This window comes from Jeotgalibaca caeni, from assembly GCF_028863945.1.
Classification (GTDB): Bacteria; Bacillota; Bacilli; order Lactobacillales; family Aerococcaceae; genus Jeotgalibaca; species Jeotgalibaca caeni.
Genome location: NZ_JARBEA010000004.1, coordinates 33953 through 52124 on the forward strand (window position 1 = coordinate 33953; position 18172 = coordinate 52124).

An 18172-nucleotide genomic window follows, 5' to 3' on the forward strand; every position below is an offset into this window, starting at 1 on the left:
TTTATTAAAAGAAGAAAGTGAATGAAGGAGTTGGATAAAGTGGAATGGATTAAATTAATCGGAATCGCCATTATTGTGGTTGGATTTTTATTAAAGTTAGATACGATTGCAGTTGTATTGATTGCAGCAGTAGTTACAGGTTTAGTTTCGGGGATTTCTTTTGTGGAAGTATTGGAAATATTGGGGCAAGCATTTATTGATAATCGATTGGTGACGTTGTTCTTCTTGACCTTGCCGATGATTGGTTTATCCGAGCATTTTGGGCTAAAAGTTCAAGCTACCAACCTAATTAAAAATCTAAAAGGATTAACATCTGGAAGAATGTTGACTCTCTATCAGTTTATTCGTGAATTAGCAGCCTTCTTCTCCATTCGGGTTCAAGGACAAACTCAATTCGTACGTCCGATTGTCGATCCAATGGTTCAAGCAGCCGCAAAGCTGAAGTATGATGAGGTGGATGAAGAGGACAAAGAATTATTGAAAGCTCAAGCTGCAGCTTCTGAAAATTACGGGAACTTCTTCGCACAAAATACTTTTATTGCAAGTTCAGGAGTATTGTTGATTGCAGGAACAATGGAATCGCTTGGTTATGATGTCTCTCCAGTTTCAGTTGCACAAGCATCGATTCCGATCGCCCTGATTGCTTTGTTCTTTGCTGCAGTCCAGAATCAATGGACCGACCGCAAGTTAAGTCGTAAGTACAAGAAAGGGGCTAAAAAATAATGGATGCTACTTATATTACAGAGACAGTAGTGCCTCTATTGCTTGAATTTTTCTTCATCTTGATTGGGTTCCAATTATTTTATACAGCTTACCGAGTCTTGCGACAAAAAAATCATCCAGCTCGTCTTGGTACTGCCTTATTCTGGACGCTGTTAGGAATCTTGTTTGCGGGTGGAAACATCTTGCCGCCGGTATTCAGCGGTATTTTATTAATGGGAATCGGTGTAAGTACACTCTTAAAACAGGTGAAACTTGGACATGTGGAAGTAAACACGGAGCAGGAACAAGAAATCCATGCCAAACGTTTTCGTAATAAAATTTTTGTACCCGCTATCCTGTTGGCATTAACAGCTGTATTGATTGCTCAGCTTACTCCATTTGGAGGACAAGTCGGAATCGGAACAGCTGCAGTACTGTCATTAATTGTAGCAATGGTGTTATTTGGTGCTGGTCCAAAATTAATGATTGATGAATCAGATCGAATGGTACAACAAGTCGGGACAACGGGAATTCTACCGCAACTGTTAGCTGCTCTAGGAGTTTTATTTACAACGGCTGGAGTAGGAGAAGTAATCGCTGATCTAATCTCTGGTTTTGTACCAAAAGGAAACCCATTAATTGGGGTCATTGCCTATGTGTTGGGGATGGTTATTTTTACGATGATTATGGGGAACGCATTTGCAGCCTTTACAGTCATTACCGCTGGAATCGGAATTCCATTTGTAATGGCGCAAGGCGCTGATCCGGTAGTTGCTGGAGCTTTAGCAATGACGGCTGGTTTCTGCGGAACATTGATGACACCGATGGCTGCAAACTTCAATGCATTGCCAGCTGCACTGCTAGAGATGAAAAATCCAAATGGTGTGATTAAAGCTCAAACGCCAATGGCACTTCTTTTGATTGTGGTTCACATTGTATTGATGTATGTATGGGCTTTTTAATATAAGGGATTAGAATTTCGTGTTACAATTATTGAACAGAAATAAAGGAGAGGATACCATGAAAATTTTAGTAGCAGCATTCGATCCCTTTGGCGGAGAGAAAATTAATCCTGCTTTAGAAGCAGTAAAAAAATTAGACGATCAAATTGCAGGAGCAGAGATTACTAAATTAGAAATTCCGACTGTTTTCCATAAGTCAGCACAAACCTTACGCGAGAAAGCAATCGAATTGAAACCAGACATGATTTTATGTGTGGGTCAAGCGGGTGGGCGCTACGCTCTAACGCCGGAACGAGTGGCGATTAACCAAGACGATGCACGTATTGAAGACAATGAAGGGAACCAACCTATTGATGTTCCTATTCAAGAAGACGGAGCACCGGCTTATTTTGCTACCCTTCCAATTAAAGCAATGGTACAAAAAATGAAAGAAGCGGGTGTACCTGCTGAAGTTTCGAACAGTGCCGGTACATTTGTCTGCAACCACATTATGTATCAAGCTTTGTATCTGACCGAGAAAGAAATGCCGAGTGTGCGTGCTGGGTTTATCCACGTACCGTTTATTCCTGAGCAAGTAGTATCAAAACCAGGCCAACCTTCAATGAGTCTTGAAGATATCGCAAAAGGCTTATCTGCGGCAATAGAAGCTATGGTGGAATACCATGATAAAGAAGACGTGAAGAGCATAGGCGGAGCTATCCACTAATGGAAAAGGAGCGGGGACAGCAGTCCTTGCTTCTTTTTTAATTTTTAATAGGTAAAAAAGAAAAGAACTATATACTCCAAAGACACAAAAAACCACCCTCAGAAAGAGGATGGTTTAATATTTGCACCAAAAGTATTTGAAACCTTGATGTATCGCGGTTAAAGTAACGTCTCAGGAGGGATTCGAACCCCCGACCGTTCGCTTAGAAGGCGAATGCTCTATCCTGCTGAGCTACTGAGACAAGTAAAGTTCTTTAACAGAACATCTCTGATTATATGAAATTATCGCCTGTGTGTCAACCTTTCTTCTGAAAAAAATAAAAATAATTTACAGAGCGTCGTTTTTGCATTGCGAAAACGGTTTTTTGTATAATGACATTGTAACTAAATATTATATGGAGAAAGGAAGATTTGAAAATGTTCATTCACAAAAAGGAATTACAATTTCAGTCGAAGCCAGACAGACCAGATCCAGTAATGGCCAGAAAGTTACAAGAAATCCTTGGAGGTCAATGGGGCGAGATGTCCGTCATGAATATGTATTTATTCCAAGGATGGAATGCTCGTGGTGATCAACGTTACAAAGATTTAGTGCTAGATATTGGTACAGAGGAAATCGGACACGTAGAAATGATTGCAACGATGATTGCTCGTCTCTTAGATGATGCTCCAGTTAATCATAAAGAAGCTGCATACGAGAGTGATCCTGCTATCGCAGCTGTTATGGGCGGTATGGATCCGCAGCATGCGATTGTTGCTGGATTAGGAGCAACACCAAGAGATTCAAATGGTGTTCCATGGAGTGGAGCATATATCACAGCTAGCGGAAACTTATTAGCAGACGTTCGCTTAAACTTAACTGCTGAATCTCAAGGTCGTTTACAAGTTTCTCGCTTGTATCACATGACAGACGACAAGGGCGTTAAAGATATGTTGGCGTTCCTATTAGCTCGCGATACGTATCACCAAAATATTTGGGCGAAGATAGCGAAAGATTTAGAAGAGAAGAACGGATTTGTTGTTCCAGCTAATATGGGTGAATTTGAAGTTACGGATGTAAATCATATTCATTATAACTTCTCTGAGGGCGACGACAGCAAATCAGTCGTTGAAGGAATTGCTCCAGATGGAGAACCATTTGAATATGGAGACAAACCAGTTGCATTCGCTGAAAAACCAATTCTTAATCCTGGACCTCCAAATATGCATGCAACAAAAGATGCAACAAAATAAATTTTTATTGAAATTGAATGAAGAAAGAGGCGGGAGATTCAATCCTCGGCTCTTATTTTTTTATCCTTTGGTGTTGGAAAGCTCTTTCAAGTTAAAAGTATGTTATAATAAGTATAACGAACAGATGCCCGTTCATGTCTGAAAAGTGAGGAGACATCTAATGACAAAAAAGATTAACAAAGAAACCCAAACGATGATTGAAGGACAATTACGAAAAGGTACGAGTAATTCGCGAATCGCGAATTTATTGGGCGTAAGTTATGAAGAAGCGTTAGAAGTGGTAGGTACCATTAAGGAATCCATTCGCCCAGAATTAGGAGACCGGATTCGATTTACTTTTAGAGAGCATGAAATGGTTGGTTCCATTACGAAGTTGCTGACGAATAGTGCCGTAGTTGAAATAAACTGGGATTATTCTTCAAATGTAATGAAAGATATTTGCGAAGACAAAACGATTGTTAATTTTAAGGACATCATTGAATTCATGGGTCCAGAAGATGAACAAGAGAATTAAAGACCAGAAGCAGGGGTAAATCCTTTGCTTCTTTTTTGTTGCTTAAATAAACCGGTTTCATTATTAAGAAATTATTAAAACGATTTTTTTTGAGGGAGATTGTTGACAGAAAGAAGAATTTTTTATATAGTTTGGTAGTCAAATGGTTTGACGACCAAACTATTTGTATTTCAAAGTGTTAGCAGATACGACAAAGGAGGGGTACTTTTTTGAGTCATTCCATAGAGGAAATTAATTCTTATCTTGTAGCCATTTTTAGAGAAGTCTTAGACATTGAAGAAGATGCTTTGCGAGGAAGCAATTTCTCTGATTTAAGCGTAAGTGAAATGCATACCATTGAAGCAATCGGCTTATACGGAGACCATACTTCGTCTGAAGTAGCAAAAAAACTAGCAATTACCGCAGGAACCTTGTCTGTTGCGATTAATTCCTTAGTTAAAAAAGGATACGTTGTTCGACAACGTATGGAAAACGATCGTCGCGTCATCAAACTTGGCTTAACGCATAAAGGAAAGCTAGTCTATCGCCTTCATGAAAAATTCCATCGAGAAATGGTTAAAAGAACAATTACTGGTATGGATGACGAAGAAGTAGATGTACTGCTGCGAGGTTTGAGTAATCTCCACAGTTTCTTATTTGAACTAGTCGAAAATATAGATAAACGGGATTGAGACAATGGGAGTAAAAATTACAGCAACAGGACACTATTTGCCACCCCATGTTGTAACCAATGACGATTTAACAGTGTTTATGGACACGAGTGATGAATGGATTCAAAAGCGGACAGGTATTTCGCAACGGCATATTGCTATCAATGAAAACACATCGGATCTAGCAGCTGAGGCCGCTAAACGAATTTTAGCTAGCAGGAACATGGATGCAACTGAACTTGATTTCATTCTTGTTGCGACAATGACCCCAGATGCACAAAGTCCTTCGACAGCTTGTAAGGTTCAAGAAAAAATTGGCGCAACAAAAGCATTTTGTTTCGACATGAATGCAGCTTGTTCTGGTTTCATTTTTGCCTTATCGACTGCCATGCATGTAATGCAGAGTGGCAGTTATCAAAAAGGGCTGGTTCTCGGTGCAGAAACAATGTCTAAAATTATTAATTGGCAAGATCGTTCAACAGCTGTGTTGTTCGGTGACGGTGCGGGAGGCGTATTGTTGGAGCAATCTGCACAGAATTACTTTCTTGCAGAAGATCTACACTCCGATGGAACTCGCTACATGTCATTGACTGCTGACGAAAAAGCAGTTCTGCATCCTTTTCAAAGCGATGCACCAAAAGGCAATCAATATCTCAGCATGGACGGGCGCGGCATTTTCGATTTTGTCAGTCGCAACGTACCTGAAACGATTCATCAAGTGCTCGAGAAAGCCGCATGCAAGAAAGAGGATGTTTCGTGGGTAATTGCCCATCAAGCGAATCGTCGTCTATTAGAAGTACTCAGCAAGAAAGTAAAAATACCCCTAGAAAAATTCGCTACGAATATTGCACAAACGGGTAATACATCCGCGGCAAGCGTACCGATACTCTTGGATCAAATGATTCAAGAAGGAACCATCCAAATCGGTTCAGGAGAAACCATTCTTCTAACAGGATTCGGTGGAGGCCTAACCTGGGGCTCAATTATGATGAACATATAAAAAATACAAACAAAATAATGGAGGATTTATCATGACATTCGAAAAAATTAAAGCAATTATTGTGGACCAATTGGACAAGGACGAAGAAGAAGTACAATTAACAACGAACTTCCGTGAAGACTTAGATGCAGACAGCTTGGATCTATTCCAAATCATCAACGATATCGAAGATGAATTTGACGTAAAAGTTGAAACAGACGAAGGAATCAACACGGTTGAAGACTTGGTAAAATACGTAGATTCTCAATTAGTATAATTTCTAAAAGAAGAAAGTGGGCTCTTGTATGAAATCTGTTTTATGTGAAATGTTGGGGATCGACTACCCAATCATTCAAGGAGCCATGGCATGGGTGGCAGACGCTGATTTAGCGAGTGCTGTATCCAATGCAGGTGGGCTGGGATTGATCGGAACTGGTCATGATCCCGTAGAAGTCGTAAAGCATAAAATTAGAGATATGAAGGCAAAAACGGATCGGCCCTTTGGCGTTAACATCATGTTGTTGAATATGCATGTAGACGCAGTTGTGGATGAAGTTTGCGCTTCAGGAATCAAAGTGGTGACAACCGGTGCTGGGAGTCCAGGAAGATACATGGAGAAGTTTAAAGCTGCTGGAATTACCGTAATTCCAGTAGTTGCTTCTGTGGCGTTGGCGAGACGTATGGAAAAAGAAGGCGCTGACGCGATTATTGTAGAAGGTATGGAAGCAGGCGGTCATATTGGGAAGGCAACTACGATGGCTTTAGTGCCACAAATTGTAGATGCCGTATCGATCCCTGTCATTGCAGCTGGTGGAATTGGTGACGGACGTGGAATGGCAGCAGCATTTATGCTAGGTGCAGTCGGCGTTCAAGTAGGAACTCGATTTGTAGTTGCAAAAGAATCCAATGCTCATCAAAACTTCAAACAATCCATTATCAAAGCCAAAGATATTGATACAGTCATTACTGGTCAAATCACTGGCCATCCCGTACGTGTTTTGCGCAATAAATTGACCCGTGAATACTTACAAGCGGAAAAAGAAGAAACAAGTAAACCTGTTCCGGATTTAGGACGCTTGGAGAAAATAGGCCAAGGAGCTTTGCGCAAAGCAGTAGTGGAAGGCGATAAGGACTATGGTTCAATGATGGCTGGTCAAATTGCCGGTCTCATCAAAAAAGAAGAAACATGTCAAGAAATCATTCATGATTACATGACCGTCTGCAAGCATACAATTGCGAATGTAGCTTCTGTGTGGGCAGATTAAAAAAGAGGTGAAAAGATGTCACTGGCATTTGTATACAGTGGTCAAGGAGCCCAGTATGCCGGAATGGGTAGGGAACTTTATGACGCTCATTCCATCGTACGCTCCGTCTTCGACGAAGCAACGGCACTGCTTGGCTATGATATGAAGGAACTTTGTTTTCATGAGAATGAAACCTTACATCTAACTGAATATACACAACCAGCTATTCTAACCGTCAGCTATGCGATTGATCGTCTTCTTGAACAAGAAGGGATTCAACCAGCAGTTGTTGCCGGATTGAGCCTTGGAGAATATACAGCACTGGTGAAAGCCAATGCTTTTTCTTTTACAGAGGCTTTGAAGTTGGTTTCAAAACGTGGGAAGTATATGAGTGAGGCAGCACCTCCTGGAACAGGGAAAATGGTTGCCGTCATGAATGCGGAACGCTCCATCATTGAAGAAGTATGTGAAGAAGCATCGAAGGTGGCGTATGTCGCTCCGGCAAACTACAATATGCCGACTCAAATCGTCATTGGCGGAGAAGCTGAAGGGGTTGACCGAGCCGTTCAACTTTTAGAAGAAAAAGGCGTACGTCGCATGATTCCTCTTCAAGTCAGTGGACCGTTCCATACGGCATTGCTTCATCCAGCAGCGATGCGGTTAAAAGTAGACCTTTCAACCATTCACTTCGAAGAGCCAAATATTCCAGTAATTGGAAATACTGAAGCAAAAGTTATGATTCAGAGTGAAATACCTCATCTACTGGAACGACAAGTTGAATCTGCTGTAAAGTGGGAAGACAGTGTCCGGTTTATGATTGAAATGGGTGTAGACACTTTTGTGGAAGTCGGACCAGGGAAAACGTTAAGTAAATTCATCAAGAAAATTGATAAGACGGTTACCGTTTTGAATGTGGAAGATCAACAATCCTTGGAGAAGACAATCGAATCACTAAAGAGATGAGGAGATCAAATGGAATTAAAAGGGAAAACCGTCCTTGTAACAGGAAGTTCTAGAGGAATCGGTGAAGCCATTGCAACAGAGTTTGCCAAGCAAGGTGCCAACATCGTATTGAATGCTCGTAAACCGATTGCGGAAGAGGCCATTCAGGCTTTAACTGCATATGGTGTTGAAGTAGAAGTCCTTTTAGGGGATGTCAGCGACTTCGAAGCGGCGAAAGAAATGGTGTCAAAAACCAAAGAACGTTTTGGTTCGATTGATGTCTTGGTAAATAATGCAGGCATGAATAGAGATAAACTGATCATGCGAATGGACGAAGCAGATTTTGATGCAACCTATGAAGTCAATCTAAAAGGACCGTTTAACATGATTCGTCATGCTTTACCAATCATGTTAAAACAACGCAATGGTTCTATTATTAATATTTCAAGTGTAGTGGGGGAGTCTGGTAATGTCGGACAAGCCAACTATGCAGCCAGCAAAGCAGGCGTGATTGGGTTAACCAAATCAGTTGCCAGAGAAGCGGCGCCAAGAGGAGTAACCTGTAATGCGATCACTCCTGGATTTATTGAAACAGATATGACAGATGCGCTATCAGAGAAAGTTCAAAAAGCAATGATGGAACAAATTCCTTTGAAGAAATTTGGAAAAGCAACAGACGTTGCAGAAGCAGCAGTCTTTTTAAGTAAAGCAAACTATATTACTGGCCATAGCATTCGTGTGAATGGTGGCATGTACATGTAAGGAGGAAAAAGATGAATCGTGTAGTCATTACCGGAATGGGTGCAGTTACTCCACTAGGCAATAACGTTACTGATTTCTGGAATGGAATTAAAAACGGCCAACATGGGTTCGCCCCAATTACGAAGTTTGATGCGTCTGAAACAGGCATCACCGTAGCAGCTGAAGTGAAAGACTTCGATCCAAGTCAATTTATGGACCGGAAAGAATATAAACGGATGGATCTTTATTCCCAATATGCAGTGGCAGCATCTGTTCAAGCAGTCGCAGATAGCGGATTGGAAGTAGACAAAATTGATGCTACCCGTTTTGGTGTCATGATCGGTTCTGGAATCGGCGGACTAAATGAAATGGAATCCGGCATTATTAAGATGCACAATAAAGGACCAAAACGTGTTCCACCATTGTTCGTACCGATGACCATTGGAAACATGGCAGCTGGAAACACATCCATTAAAGTTGGAGCAAAAGGGATTAGTTTAGATATCGTTACCGCTTGCGCATCCGCAACGAACTCCATTGGGGAAGCTTATCGGAATATTAAGCATGGCTACTCAGACGTTATTCTAGCGGGTGGAGCTGAAGGAACGATTTGTGAAATCGGAATTGCTGGCTTCGCAGCCCTAACCGCTCTTTCTGAAAGTGAAGATCCAGACCGCGCATCCATTCCTTTTGACAAAGAAAGAAATGGGTTTGTCATGGGAGAAGGAGCTGGCGTTCTGATGTTGGAAAGTTTGGAACATGCAAAAGCTCGTGGTGCAAACACTCTGGCAGAAGTTGTAGGATATGGAAGTAATTCAGATGCCTACCATATGACAGCACCAACAGAAGATGGAAGCGGCGCGGGTAAAGCGATGCAAATGGCGTTAGCAGATGCAGGAATTACCCCTGATCAAGTCGATTACATCAATGCGCATGGTACAAGTACACCGGCAAATGATTCATCAGAAACCAAAGCGATTAAATATGCACTTGGAGAAGCAGCAGAAAAAGTTGCGATTTCAAGCACGAAGAGTATGACCGGACATTTATTAGGAGCGGCAGGTGGAATTGAATCCGTAGCTTGTGTTAAAGCGATTCAAGAAGGATTCTTGCCACCAACTCTTGGGTTACGTGTTCCGGATGAACAATGTGACTTAGATTATGTAGCAAATACTGGAAGACCAAAAGAAATTACCTATGCATTAAATAATTCACTAGGTTTTGGTGGTCATAATGCAGTTCTATGCTTCAAAAAATGGGAGGAAAATGAGTGAAATTCGAACAAATGAAAGAACTTATTTCCTTGATTGATCAGTCATCTCTGACAGAGTTTGAATATCAAAATAACGATGTGCGTTTGCGCTTATCGAAAAATGATGTTCCTTCTTTTGCAGGATCAGGACATACCGTTGAAAGAGTAGCAGAACAAGGATCTTCTCCTGCTCCCGTTCCGACTGCAGCACCTGCACCGGCAGAGGCAGAACAGGCTCCTGTATTGGAAGGAAAGGTAATTACTTCTCCAATTGTTGGAGTTGTTTATCTCAAGCCGAATCCTGATTCTCCTACCTATGTTTCAGAAGGCGATCAAATTTCAGAAGGACAAGTTCTTTGTCTAGTAGAAGCAATGAAAATTATGAATGAAATCAAATCTGAACACAGCGGCCAAGTAGTAGAAATTCTTGTTGAAAATGAACAAGTAGTTGAATACAACCAACCGTTATTCCGGATTTTATAAAAGGAGACAAATCGATGAGTTTATTAAGCGCACAAGAAGTAATGGAGTTAATTCCAAATCGTTACCCAATCTTTTTCATTGATAAAGTAGAAGAATTGATTCCAGGAGAAAAAGTAGTATGCTATAAAAACGTAACCATCAATGAACCATTCTTCCAAGGACACTTCCCTGGAGAGCCAGTTATGCCTGGCGTGTTGATTGTAGAAGCGTTGGCACAAGCAGGTTCGATTCCTTTATTGAAGTTGGATGACTTTAAGGGACAAACTGCCTACCTAGGCGGATTGAACAAAATCAAGTTCCGCCAAAAAGTTGTTCCAGGAGATGTTTTGCGTCTGCAAGTGGATATCGTTAAATTGAAGAAATTTGCTGGAATTGGATATGGACAAGCATTTGTTGGAGATAAAAAAGTAGCTGAGGCCGAAATGACCTTCATTATTGGGAGATAAACGATGCTGAAAAAAGTTTTGATAGCAAATCGCGGGGAAATCGCCGTTCGAATCATTCGAGCGTGCCATGAAATGGGAATCCAAACGGTTGCTGTCTATTCTGAAGCAGATCGTGAAGCGTTGCATACACAACTGGCGACAGAGGCTATTTGTATCGGCCCTGCTCGTGCAACGGATTCTTATTTAGATATGACCAGTATCTTAAGTGCAGCAGTTGTGACAGGAGCACAGGCCATCCATCCAGGATTTGGATTCCTCTCAGAAAATAGCATTTTTGCTACGATGTGTGAGGAAATGAATATTAAATTCATTGGTCCCAAAGCAGAAACCATTGATTTGATGGGTAATAAATCCAATGCCCGTAATGCGATGATAGAAGCTGAAGTTCCTGTTATTCCTGGAAGCAAGGATTACATTCATACAGCTGAAGAAGCTGAAATAAAAGCAAAAGAACTAGGTTATCCTGTTATTCTGAAGGCAGCAGCAGGTGGTGGAGGAAAAGGGATGCGTAAAGTAATGGCTCCCGAAGAACTCATTCCTTTATTTTCTCAAGCGAAAGCAGAGGCAAAAGCTGCTTTTGGTGATGACCGGATGTACATCGAAAAGATTATTAGTCCAGCTCGTCATATTGAAATGCAAATCTTAGCTGATGAGCATGGAAATGTGATTCATCTAGGTGAGCGGGATTGTTCGCTGCAGCGGAATCATCAAAAAGTGCTGGAAGAAGCACCTTCTACCTTTATTTCCGATCAAACAAGACAGGAAATGGGAGAAACTGCTGTACGTGCTGCTCAGCATGTAGGATATATTAACGCAGGAACCATTGAATTCCTTGTGGACAGCGATGAAAAGTTTTATTTTATGGAAATGAATACACGTATTCAAGTTGAACATCCAGTTACAGAAATGGCTACTGGAGTTGATATTGTGAAGGAACAATTGCGTATTGCAAGCGGCATACCGCTCAGTATCAAGCAAGAAGATGTTACTTTGACAGGTCATACGATTGAATGCCGTATTAATGCAGAAAATCCTGCAGAAAATTTCCGACCGTCTTCTGGTCAAATTGATTATCTATTTTTACCAAGTGGTGGTAATGGCTTACGGGTAGAGAGCGCGATGTACGGTGGTTATACCATCCCGCCTTTCTATGATTCCATGATTGCGAAAATTATTACCAAAGGGGAGAACCGCGAAGAAGCGATTGCGAAAATGCAACGCGCATTGCAGGAGCTCGTTATTCATGGTGTTGATACGAATCAATACTTCCAAGAAGCGATTCTCCAAGATGAGCGGTTTGTATCCGGTCAATTTGATACAGATTATTTACAAAATGTTTTTTTGCCAACTTGGCAACCTCAAACACCCCGAAACTAGGGTAAGAGAAGAGAGTATACGAAGAAGCAAGAGGTGAGGATATGAAGTTATTTCGCAAACGTCCCTACATCCCGTTGCAGCCTTCCTATCAAAATGACGAAGAAGTCCAAAAACCAGTCGTTCCAGAAGGTCTCTGGGAAAAATGTCCGAACTGTAGTAAAACAATCTACAGCAAGGACTTAGGGGATGAGAAAATCTGTCCCCACTGTCAATATAACTTTCGTATTTCCGCTCACGAACGCATTGCCATGATTGTTGACAAAGACACATTCGAAGAGTGGAATTCGGCTATGCCAATCGAAAATCCCTTAGCTTTTCCTGGGTATGAACAGAAGCTGGCGCGAACAAAATTATCGGCTGGAATAGACGAAGCGGTTGTTACTGGGAAAGCATTAATCCAAGGGGCAGAGACAGTATTATGTGTGATGGATTCTAATTTCTTTATGGGAAGCATGGGGAAGATTGTAGGAGAAAAGCTCACTCGTGCGTTTGAACAGGCATTGGCAGAACAACTGCCAGTGATTGTTTTTACCGCTTCTGGCGGAGCTCGGATGCAGGAGGGAATTCTTTCCTTGATGCAAATGGCAAAAGTAAGTGCAGCTGTGGCAAACCATCAAGCAGCTGGCCTCTTGTATATAACCGTGCTAACTGATCCAACTACAGGTGGCGTTACTGCTAGTTTTGCTATGCAGGGGGATATTATCTTAGCTGAACCGGGTGCAACAATCGGGTTTGCTGGGAAAAGAGTCATCGAGCAAACGATTAAGGCTTCTGTTCCAGAAGGATTTCAAACGGCAGAGCATCTCTTAGAGAAGGGCTTTATTGACCGTATCGTACCGCGTAAGCAGTTGCGTTTTGTTCTTGGACATCTTTTGGCCATCCATATGGATTGCACAGTGATGGAGGAGAGCGGAACATGACAGATGCAAATGAAATCGTAAATAAAGCAAGAGCCATAGATCGTTTGACGGCAAAAGAATGGGCAGAAGAATTATTTGAGAACTTTTTTGAATTACATGGCGACCGTCGTTTTGGGGACGACCCCGCTATTATTGGCGGAATCGCTACATTAGAAGGCCAACCAGTAACCATCATTGGTACTCAAAAGGGACATGACTTAAAAGAGAATGTATATCGTAATTTTGGTTCTCCTCATCCAGAGGGGTACCGGAAGTCCATTCGACTTATGAAGCAAGCCGAAAAGTTTAATCGTCCAGTGGTTACTTTTATCAATACATCAGGAGCTTTTTGTGATGTAGAGTCAGAAGACCGTGGGATTGGTGAAGCAATTGCTGAAAGTTTATTGACGATGTCTCAATTAAAAGTACCGATTTTATCGATTTTTATTGGGGAAGGCGGGAGCGGTGGCGCTCTGGCTCTTGGAATGGGAAATAAAGTTTGGATGATGGAGAACGCGATGTACTCTGTTCTTTCCCCGGAAGGTTTTGCTTCAATTCTTTGGAAGGACTCTTCACGTAGCAAGGAAGCTGCTGAAATTATGAAGTTAACGCCAACCGATTTGTTGGAATTAACCGTAGTTGACCGCATCATTCCTGAGAGTCGACGTAAAGTTAAACTAAAGCGAGAAGAAGTCATCCATAATGTACGCAAAGATATTATCCAAGCATTGGCGGAAATGTCCGAGTGGAGCGAAGAAGAAGTAATCCAACAACGACAAGCAAGATTCCGTATGTATTAGAATAGAGAAGGGACAGAAAAACATTTTTTTCTGTCCCTTTTTTTGTTATGCTTAGATGGTTGGAAAGGAGAGAACGATGAATCCACCAGTACCATTTCCCAAAAATTATCACACTTATCTTGAAAAAGCGATGCAGGCACTAGAAGTAGGTAATACCCAATTGGCTACTGAATGTTTAGAAAAGGCCCTTTCGATTCAAGTGGATGTCGATGTTTTATGTTTATGCGTAACCTTATTGAAAGACCGTAATCAACTTGAAGAAGCCTTAGTGTGCGTACGTACGTATCAACCCATGCTTTTTGAATCAAGTAAGGTTGAACCAATCGATATTGAACTGATTACTCTGCTCATTGAAACGGAACGGCTGGATCAAGCTAGAGAACAAATGAAGCAACGAAGTTTATTACTCGAGAATAAGAGTGAATACCAGCAACTTCAAACCATGTTTGAAGAGAAATTTGCTCAAGTGGAACGCCAAAAGGAAGCAGAAAAAGCTGCTAAGCAACAAGCAATTCTACTCGAAGGGAAACATATTGAAGACCAATCAACTTTGCAGCAGCTGCATTTTGTCAAACAATTACCAGAGCTTCAAACAAAGGACCTACTTCCCCTTTCAAAACGACTGCTTATTGGACCCTTACACCCTCTACTCAAAACGGAAATTATTCATTTACTATTAGAACGAGGCGTGAAAGAATGGATCCCGATCACCAAAAAGTCCTATCAAAAAGAAATCGATTTTTCTACATTGATGCCGCTTGAATACTCTTCGTTTTTTCAAGAAGGGTTAGAGAAGTTAAGTCAAACTGAAACCTTTTTCTTACATTGCGCCTACGTTTATCCTTTTGAAAGAGAAGCCTTCCACTCCATTGAAGAATGGGAACGCGATACAAGTGAAGAAACATTGCTGAATGATGCAAGCGAATTAAGTCAAAATATACGAACAGTAGAAGCTGATTTAGATTTGCTTACTCATTTATAAGAAAAGTGCCATGAAACGTTGAAATCAAAATACGTTTCATGGCACTTTCTCTATGGTTTATAAAGGTTATAACGTAAATAATCTACTTGTTTGGTTTCAGGATTCACCGAGTAGCCGAGAGAGAAGGTGAGTGGGGGATCTTCATCTCTCCATTCATGAAAGTAGGAGGACGCCTCATGGAAGGTATCACTACCAGCCAATTCAATCAATGTTGGGGAAGATACTATTCTATCCAAATCTTCAAGGAAAGTACCCAGCGAAATACCTCCAGGGAAATAAATAGGAGCTTCTTTCGTATCAATTGCTTCTTGGTCAAGAGAAAGACCAGTTATCTCCACTTCTGCCGGCGATTCGGTTCCTTCGAACGGGATAGCAGTTGTGGCACGAAGCATTAATTTTTCTTTTCTAAAGACCAACTCTATTAAGTCTTCTGTTCTTTCAATCTCAGGAGTGAAGCCTAAATCAAGTAGTTCTTGACCAGTAACAGGTAAGGTGATGATCGATTCGTACAATTGAAGCTTTCCACTATCGACAGGTGCTTCTATTATTTCTGGAAGGGCAGCAATGGTGGTATCGTTAACGAATGCTTCCTCAAAATCAGAGAATCCATTTGGAGCATACAAAGTTTCTTCTTTTGTGGGGATTTCGAATGCATATGCAGCTTCATTATAGCCTGAGAAAGTCAGGGTAAATGAACTTTTTTGTTTGAGTAATTCATCGTCTTCAATCTTTTCTCCCTCTGTATTTTGCAAGGTCAATTGCAAGGGAAGATTGGTATCCTCTTCGAGGAGAAGGGAAAAATGGAGTGGCTGATAGAAATAACGATAGAGATAAGCGTGTGGGTCAATCCAAAATGCATCAAAGAGATCACGATTGATTTCAGAAACTACTCCTGTAATTTCAATTTTTCCATCATTCTCATTCATTTCCAAATCTTGAGCGTACTCGCTTAAGAAGGAGAAGGTACGATCCATACGATTGGAATAAAAATGATTTTCATTTTCATCGATATAATACCGCATCCTGCCGTCAGCAAGATTATGAAAGACAACATAATCAACTTCCTACAGCAATGAAACTTGCAAGAATGAAAAATAGTTGTTTCTTTCTCATATCGGAACCTCCCTTGAATTCTCCTGCTTTTAGTTTGCCACCAAGCTAAGAAATTCGCAAATAATAAACGAACAGTCTTCGTTGTTTCTCAAAAATGCGTGTGCTATACTTTTTTAAGTCTAACTACAACAATTGTAGAAAGGGGTAAATGAATGGCAACCTTCCTTTTGATTATTATTTATATTGCTTTTATCAGCTTAGGTTTACCAGATGCCGTCTTAGGTGCTGCTTGGCCTGTCATGCAAACGACTTTAGACGCACCGATGGAGGCAGCAGGATACTTATTCAGCATGGTTTCAGTAGGAACGATATTATCCAGTTTATTCAGTGGAAGAATGTTAAATCGGTTTGGTACAGGAAGAGTAACCATGGTCAGTGTGCTGATGACCGCTACAGCATTGCTTGGTTTTCATTTCGCACCTTCACTTTCGTGGCTTTTCTTATTCACTTTGCCGCTTGGATTGGGAGCGGGGGCGGTAGATGCCGGATTAAATGATTTTATTTCAGTCCATTATCAAGCGCATCATATGAATTGGCTGCACAGCTTTTGGGGAGTGGGAGCTACAATTGGGCCAATCGTGTTGGCGCAATACATGGCGAACGGTAATTCCTGGAGAGACGGCTATTTTTTGATTGCTATTTTCCAATTTATTCTAAGTGCCGTCCTTCTCTTGACGTTACCAATTTGGAGTAAAGTGAGCAGGAAACAAAAATTCATAGTAGAAACAGATCATGCACAACCCCATCATCCGGAATTGGAAAAGGAGAGTTCCCTGCATCCCTTCAAGATGAAGGGAGTAAATTATGCTCTTTTCACCTTTTTATTCTATTCGGGAATCGAACAAACGGTAGGATTATGGGGCAGCACATTTTTAGTAGATGTTAAGAATATTGAACCCGCCCAAGCGGCAAGATGGGTCTCTTTTTATTTCTTGGGGATTACCATTGGGCGATTTGTTTCAGGATTTGTTTCCTTTGAGCTGACCAACCGCCAGCTCATCCGAGCAGGGCAGATGATTGCTCTATTGGGTGTCATCTTATTGATATTACCTTTACCGAACGTTATTTCCTTAATGAGCTATATTACAATCGGATTTGGCTTAGCGCCAATATTCCCAAGTATGCTTCATGAAACTCCGGCACGATTCGGCAAAAAGAACTCTCAAACGATTATGGGATACCAAATGGCTGTTGGTTATACGGGCACAACCATCCTGCCTCCCTTATTCGGAATGATTGCTTCTCGAACAACCACTGGGTTTATGCCTGTGTTCTTGATTAGTTATGCCGTAATAATGATTGCATCTACAGAGCGCTTGAACCGTCTCAAGCCAGAACTTGTTCCATTGAATAAAGAGTCTACATCCGTTTCTCGCTAAAAACCCGTTTGTTGACAGCGTTATTTTTTAGACCTATAATGAATTTTGAAGGTTGTGATGGAAGAGGCAACCAGACAAAGGAGGAGCTACCATGGCATACGGCATCGTTAAGTGGTTTAGTAACGAAAAGGGTTATGGCTTCATCGAAACGGTTGATACGAAGGAAGATATTTTTGTTCATTTTACCGGAATCAACCAAGAAGGGTTCAAGACTCTAAATGAAGGGCAGCAAGTATCCTTTACAATTGCTGAAGGAGTTAGAGGTCCGCAAGCAACGGATGTAAGAGTTGCGGAAGAAGACACAAAGGAGCAGGTCTAGAGATTAATGTTGCGTGTATATATAGATGGAGCGTCGAATCCGTTAACGAAGACAGCTGCAATTGGAATATTGATGATTGAGGAAGGAAACCAGACTCAAATTAGTGAACCTTTGCCTTTGTACTACGATAATCATGAAGCTGAATTTTTAGCCTTACACGTTTTACTAGAAAGATTGGTAAAAGAAAACAAACAAGAACAGCTCATTCTTTGTCATTCAGATAGCAAGATTTTAGTCGATTCAATTGAAAAGCGTTATACAAAAAAAGAAAATCATCGGATGATACTGGAGAAATGCCTTGAATTATTGAGGAACTTTCCACAGTTTCATTTGCAATGGGTGCCAGATAAGCAAAACAAAGGTGCCGATCAACTTGCAAGACGATCACTTTATCCAAACAAAAAATAAAAATCCCACTTGCTCTATATATGTATATAGGGCAGGTGGGAT

At 41.1% G+C, this 18172-nt stretch carries 22 protein-coding genes and 1 tRNA gene; 21 read left to right on the forward strand and 2 right to left on the reverse strand.

The features are described 5' to 3' along the window. The first annotated feature begins 39 nt into the window (after positions 1 to 39). From PVE40_RS01370 to pcp, 3 genes are read left to right on the forward strand one after another with little or no spacing between them, the layout of a single operon-like run. Positions 40 to 723 carry a DUF969 domain-containing protein gene (locus PVE40_RS01370; RefSeq protein ID WP_274730071.1) on the forward strand — a complete coding sequence of 228 codons (684 nt, stop codon included), beginning with the start codon at positions 40 to 42 and terminating at the stop codon, positions 721 to 723. Beyond that, the gene (locus tag PVE40_RS01375) at positions 723 to 1664 is read left to right on the forward strand and encodes a DUF979 domain-containing protein (RefSeq protein ID WP_274730072.1); all 942 of its coding nucleotides are present in this window, start codon (positions 723 to 725) and stop codon (positions 1662 to 1664) included. The genes PVE40_RS01370 and PVE40_RS01375 overlap by 1 nt, the downstream gene beginning before the upstream one ends. Positions 1665 to 1722: 58 nt before the next feature. Next, positions 1723 to 2370: a pyroglutamyl-peptidase I gene (gene pcp, locus PVE40_RS01380; RefSeq protein ID WP_274730073.1), complete on the forward strand. Its 648-nt coding sequence runs from the start codon at positions 1723 to 1725 to the stop codon at positions 2368 to 2370. Positions 2371 to 2537: 167 nt separating this feature from the next. On the opposite strand, the gene PVE40_RS01385 is transcribed toward pcp, so the two are convergent. Further along, positions 2538 to 2611: transfer RNA gene (locus PVE40_RS01385), tRNA-Arg, on the reverse strand. A 175-nt stretch (positions 2612 to 2786) separates the two neighbouring features. Between PVE40_RS01385 and PVE40_RS01390 the strand changes: the two genes are divergently transcribed. The 15 genes from PVE40_RS01390 to PVE40_RS01460 all read left to right on the forward strand — a co-directional run bounded on the left by PVE40_RS01390 (position 2787) and on the right by PVE40_RS01460 (position 14911). Then, positions 2787 to 3602, forward strand: coding sequence for a manganese catalase (locus tag PVE40_RS01390; RefSeq protein ID WP_274730074.1), 816 nt, complete (start codon positions 2787 to 2789; stop codon positions 3600 to 3602). A 160-nt stretch (positions 3603 to 3762) separates the two neighbouring features. Beyond that, positions 3763 to 4116, forward strand: coding sequence for a DUF2187 domain-containing protein (locus PVE40_RS01395; protein WP_274730075.1), 354 nt, complete (start codon positions 3763 to 3765; stop codon positions 4114 to 4116). A 209-nt stretch (positions 4117 to 4325) separates the two neighbouring features. Continuing rightward, entirely contained in the window at positions 4326 to 4787 is a 462-nt protein-coding gene (locus PVE40_RS01400; RefSeq protein WP_274730076.1) for a MarR family winged helix-turn-helix transcriptional regulator, read from the forward strand. 4 nt (positions 4788 to 4791) lie between these two features. Beyond that, positions 4792 to 5766 (forward strand): beta-ketoacyl-ACP synthase III, encoded by a 975-nt coding sequence (locus tag PVE40_RS01405; RefSeq protein ID WP_274730077.1) that lies wholly within the window; start codon positions 4792 to 4794, stop codon positions 5764 to 5766. 31 nt (positions 5767 to 5797) lie between these two features. After that, positions 5798 to 6022: an acyl carrier protein gene (locus PVE40_RS01410; protein WP_274730078.1), complete on the forward strand. Its 225-nt coding sequence runs from the start codon at positions 5798 to 5800 to the stop codon at positions 6020 to 6022. Positions 6023 to 6050: 28 nt separating this feature from the next. Further along, a complete protein-coding gene (gene fabK, locus PVE40_RS01415) occupies positions 6051 to 7010 on the forward strand; it encodes an enoyl-[acyl-carrier-protein] reductase FabK (RefSeq protein WP_274730079.1) in 960 nt (319 codons plus the stop codon). 15 nt (positions 7011 to 7025) lie between these two features. Then, on the forward strand, positions 7026 to 7952 hold the full coding sequence (fabD, locus tag PVE40_RS01420) for an ACP S-malonyltransferase (protein ID WP_274730080.1): 927 nt from the start codon (positions 7026 to 7028) through the stop codon (positions 7950 to 7952). 9 nt (positions 7953 to 7961) lie between these two features. Next, a complete protein-coding gene (gene fabG, locus PVE40_RS01425) occupies positions 7962 to 8693 on the forward strand; it encodes a 3-oxoacyl-[acyl-carrier-protein] reductase (protein ID WP_274730081.1) in 732 nt (243 codons plus the stop codon). A gap of 11 nt (positions 8694 to 8704) precedes the next feature. Then, a complete protein-coding gene (gene fabF, locus PVE40_RS01430) occupies positions 8705 to 9946 on the forward strand; it encodes a beta-ketoacyl-ACP synthase II (RefSeq protein WP_274730082.1) in 1242 nt (413 codons plus the stop codon). Next, positions 9943 to 10407, forward strand: a complete 465-nt coding sequence (accB, locus tag PVE40_RS01435) for an acetyl-CoA carboxylase biotin carboxyl carrier protein (RefSeq protein WP_274730083.1) — start codon at positions 9943 to 9945, stop codon at positions 10405 to 10407. The genes fabF and accB overlap by 4 nt, the downstream gene beginning before the upstream one ends. Positions 10408 to 10421: 14 nt before the next feature. Beyond that, on the forward strand, positions 10422 to 10853 hold the full coding sequence (gene fabZ / locus PVE40_RS01440) for a 3-hydroxyacyl-ACP dehydratase FabZ (RefSeq protein ID WP_274730084.1): 432 nt from the start codon (positions 10422 to 10424) through the stop codon (positions 10851 to 10853). A 3-nt stretch (positions 10854 to 10856) separates the two neighbouring features. Continuing rightward, a complete protein-coding gene (locus PVE40_RS01445) occupies positions 10857 to 12230 on the forward strand; it encodes an acetyl-CoA carboxylase biotin carboxylase subunit (protein ID WP_274730085.1) in 1374 nt (457 codons plus the stop codon). A gap of 41 nt (positions 12231 to 12271) precedes the next feature. Further along, on the forward strand, positions 12272 to 13150 hold the full coding sequence (gene accD / locus PVE40_RS01450; protein ID WP_274730086.1) for an acetyl-CoA carboxylase, carboxyltransferase subunit beta: 879 nt from the start codon (positions 12272 to 12274) through the stop codon (positions 13148 to 13150). Further along, positions 13147 to 13929 (forward strand): acetyl-CoA carboxylase carboxyl transferase subunit alpha, encoded by a 783-nt coding sequence (gene accA, locus PVE40_RS01455; RefSeq protein WP_274730087.1) that lies wholly within the window; start codon positions 13147 to 13149, stop codon positions 13927 to 13929. The genes accD and accA overlap by 4 nt, the downstream gene beginning before the upstream one ends. Positions 13930 to 14005: 76 nt before the next feature. Continuing rightward, positions 14006 to 14911 (forward strand): tetratricopeptide repeat protein, encoded by a 906-nt coding sequence (locus tag PVE40_RS01460; RefSeq protein WP_274730088.1) that lies wholly within the window; start codon positions 14006 to 14008, stop codon positions 14909 to 14911. 50 nt (positions 14912 to 14961) lie between these two features. On the opposite strand, the gene PVE40_RS01465 is transcribed toward PVE40_RS01460, so the two are convergent. Next, positions 14962 to 15933, reverse strand: coding sequence for a hypothetical protein (locus PVE40_RS01465; RefSeq protein WP_274730089.1), 972 nt, complete (start codon positions 15931 to 15933; stop codon positions 14962 to 14964). Positions 15934 to 16176: 243 nt separating this feature from the next. On the opposite strand from PVE40_RS01465, the gene PVE40_RS01470 reads away from it, so the two are divergent. The 3 genes from PVE40_RS01470 to PVE40_RS01480 all read left to right on the forward strand — a co-directional run bounded on the left by PVE40_RS01470 (position 16177) and on the right by PVE40_RS01480 (position 18130). Beyond that, positions 16177 to 17403 carry an MFS transporter gene (locus PVE40_RS01470; RefSeq protein WP_274730090.1) on the forward strand — a complete coding sequence of 409 codons (1227 nt, stop codon included), beginning with the start codon at positions 16177 to 16179 and terminating at the stop codon, positions 17401 to 17403. 91 nt (positions 17404 to 17494) lie between these two features. Next, the gene (locus PVE40_RS01475) at positions 17495 to 17722 is read left to right on the forward strand and encodes a cold-shock protein (protein WP_274730091.1); all 228 of its coding nucleotides are present in this window, start codon (positions 17495 to 17497) and stop codon (positions 17720 to 17722) included. Between the two features lie 6 nt (positions 17723 to 17728). Continuing rightward, entirely contained in the window at positions 17729 to 18130 is a 402-nt protein-coding gene (locus PVE40_RS01480; protein ID WP_274730092.1) for a ribonuclease HI family protein, read from the forward strand. Positions 18131 to 18172 lie beyond the last annotated feature (42 nt).

Bases quoted from the DNA above. Each gene is read 5' to 3' on its own strand.
- PVE40_RS01475 (WP_274730091.1), top strand. From the start codon at position 17,495: ATGGCATACGGCATCGTTAAGTGGTTTAGTAACGAAAAGGGTTATGGC.
- fabZ (WP_274730084.1), top strand. From the start codon at position 10,422: ATGAGTTTATTAAGCGCACAAGAAGTAATGGAGTTAATTCCAAATCGT.
- PVE40_RS01445 (WP_274730085.1), top strand. From the start codon at position 10,857: ATGCTGAAAAAAGTTTTGATAGCAAATCGCGGGGAAATCGCCGTTCGA.
- pcp (WP_274730073.1), top strand. From the start codon at position 1,723: ATGAAAATTTTAGTAGCAGCATTCGATCCCTTTGGCGGAGAGAAAATT.
- accA (WP_274730087.1), top strand. From the start codon at position 13,147: ATGACAGATGCAAATGAAATCGTAAATAAAGCAAGAGCCATAGATCGT.
- PVE40_RS01470 (WP_274730090.1), top strand. From the start codon at position 16,177: ATGGCAACCTTCCTTTTGATTATTATTTATATTGCTTTTATCAGCTTA.
- PVE40_RS01465 (WP_274730089.1), bottom strand. From the start codon at position 15,933: ATGCGGTATTATATCGATGAAAATGAAAATCATTTTTATTCCAATCGT.
- PVE40_RS01410 (WP_274730078.1), top strand. From the start codon at position 5,798: ATGACATTCGAAAAAATTAAAGCAATTATTGTGGACCAATTGGACAAG.
- fabD (WP_274730080.1), top strand. From the start codon at position 7,026: ATGTCACTGGCATTTGTATACAGTGGTCAAGGAGCCCAGTATGCCGGA.
- PVE40_RS01405 (WP_274730077.1), top strand. From the start codon at position 4,792: ATGGGAGTAAAAATTACAGCAACAGGACACTATTTGCCACCCCATGTT.
- fabK (WP_274730079.1), top strand. From the start codon at position 6,051: ATGAAATCTGTTTTATGTGAAATGTTGGGGATCGACTACCCAATCATT.
- PVE40_RS01375 (WP_274730072.1), top strand. From the start codon at position 723: ATGGATGCTACTTATATTACAGAGACAGTAGTGCCTCTATTGCTTGAA.
- PVE40_RS01460 (WP_274730088.1), top strand. From the start codon at position 14,006: ATGAATCCACCAGTACCATTTCCCAAAAATTATCACACTTATCTTGAA.
- PVE40_RS01480 (WP_274730092.1), top strand. From the start codon at position 17,729: ATGTTGCGTGTATATATAGATGGAGCGTCGAATCCGTTAACGAAGACA.
- accD (WP_274730086.1), top strand. From the start codon at position 12,272: ATGAAGTTATTTCGCAAACGTCCCTACATCCCGTTGCAGCCTTCCTAT.
- fabF (WP_274730082.1), top strand. From the start codon at position 8,705: ATGAATCGTGTAGTCATTACCGGAATGGGTGCAGTTACTCCACTAGGC.
- PVE40_RS01395 (WP_274730075.1), top strand. From the start codon at position 3,763: ATGACAAAAAAGATTAACAAAGAAACCCAAACGATGATTGAAGGACAA.
- PVE40_RS01390 (WP_274730074.1), top strand. From the start codon at position 2,787: ATGTTCATTCACAAAAAGGAATTACAATTTCAGTCGAAGCCAGACAGA.
- fabG (WP_274730081.1), top strand. From the start codon at position 7,962: ATGGAATTAAAAGGGAAAACCGTCCTTGTAACAGGAAGTTCTAGAGGA.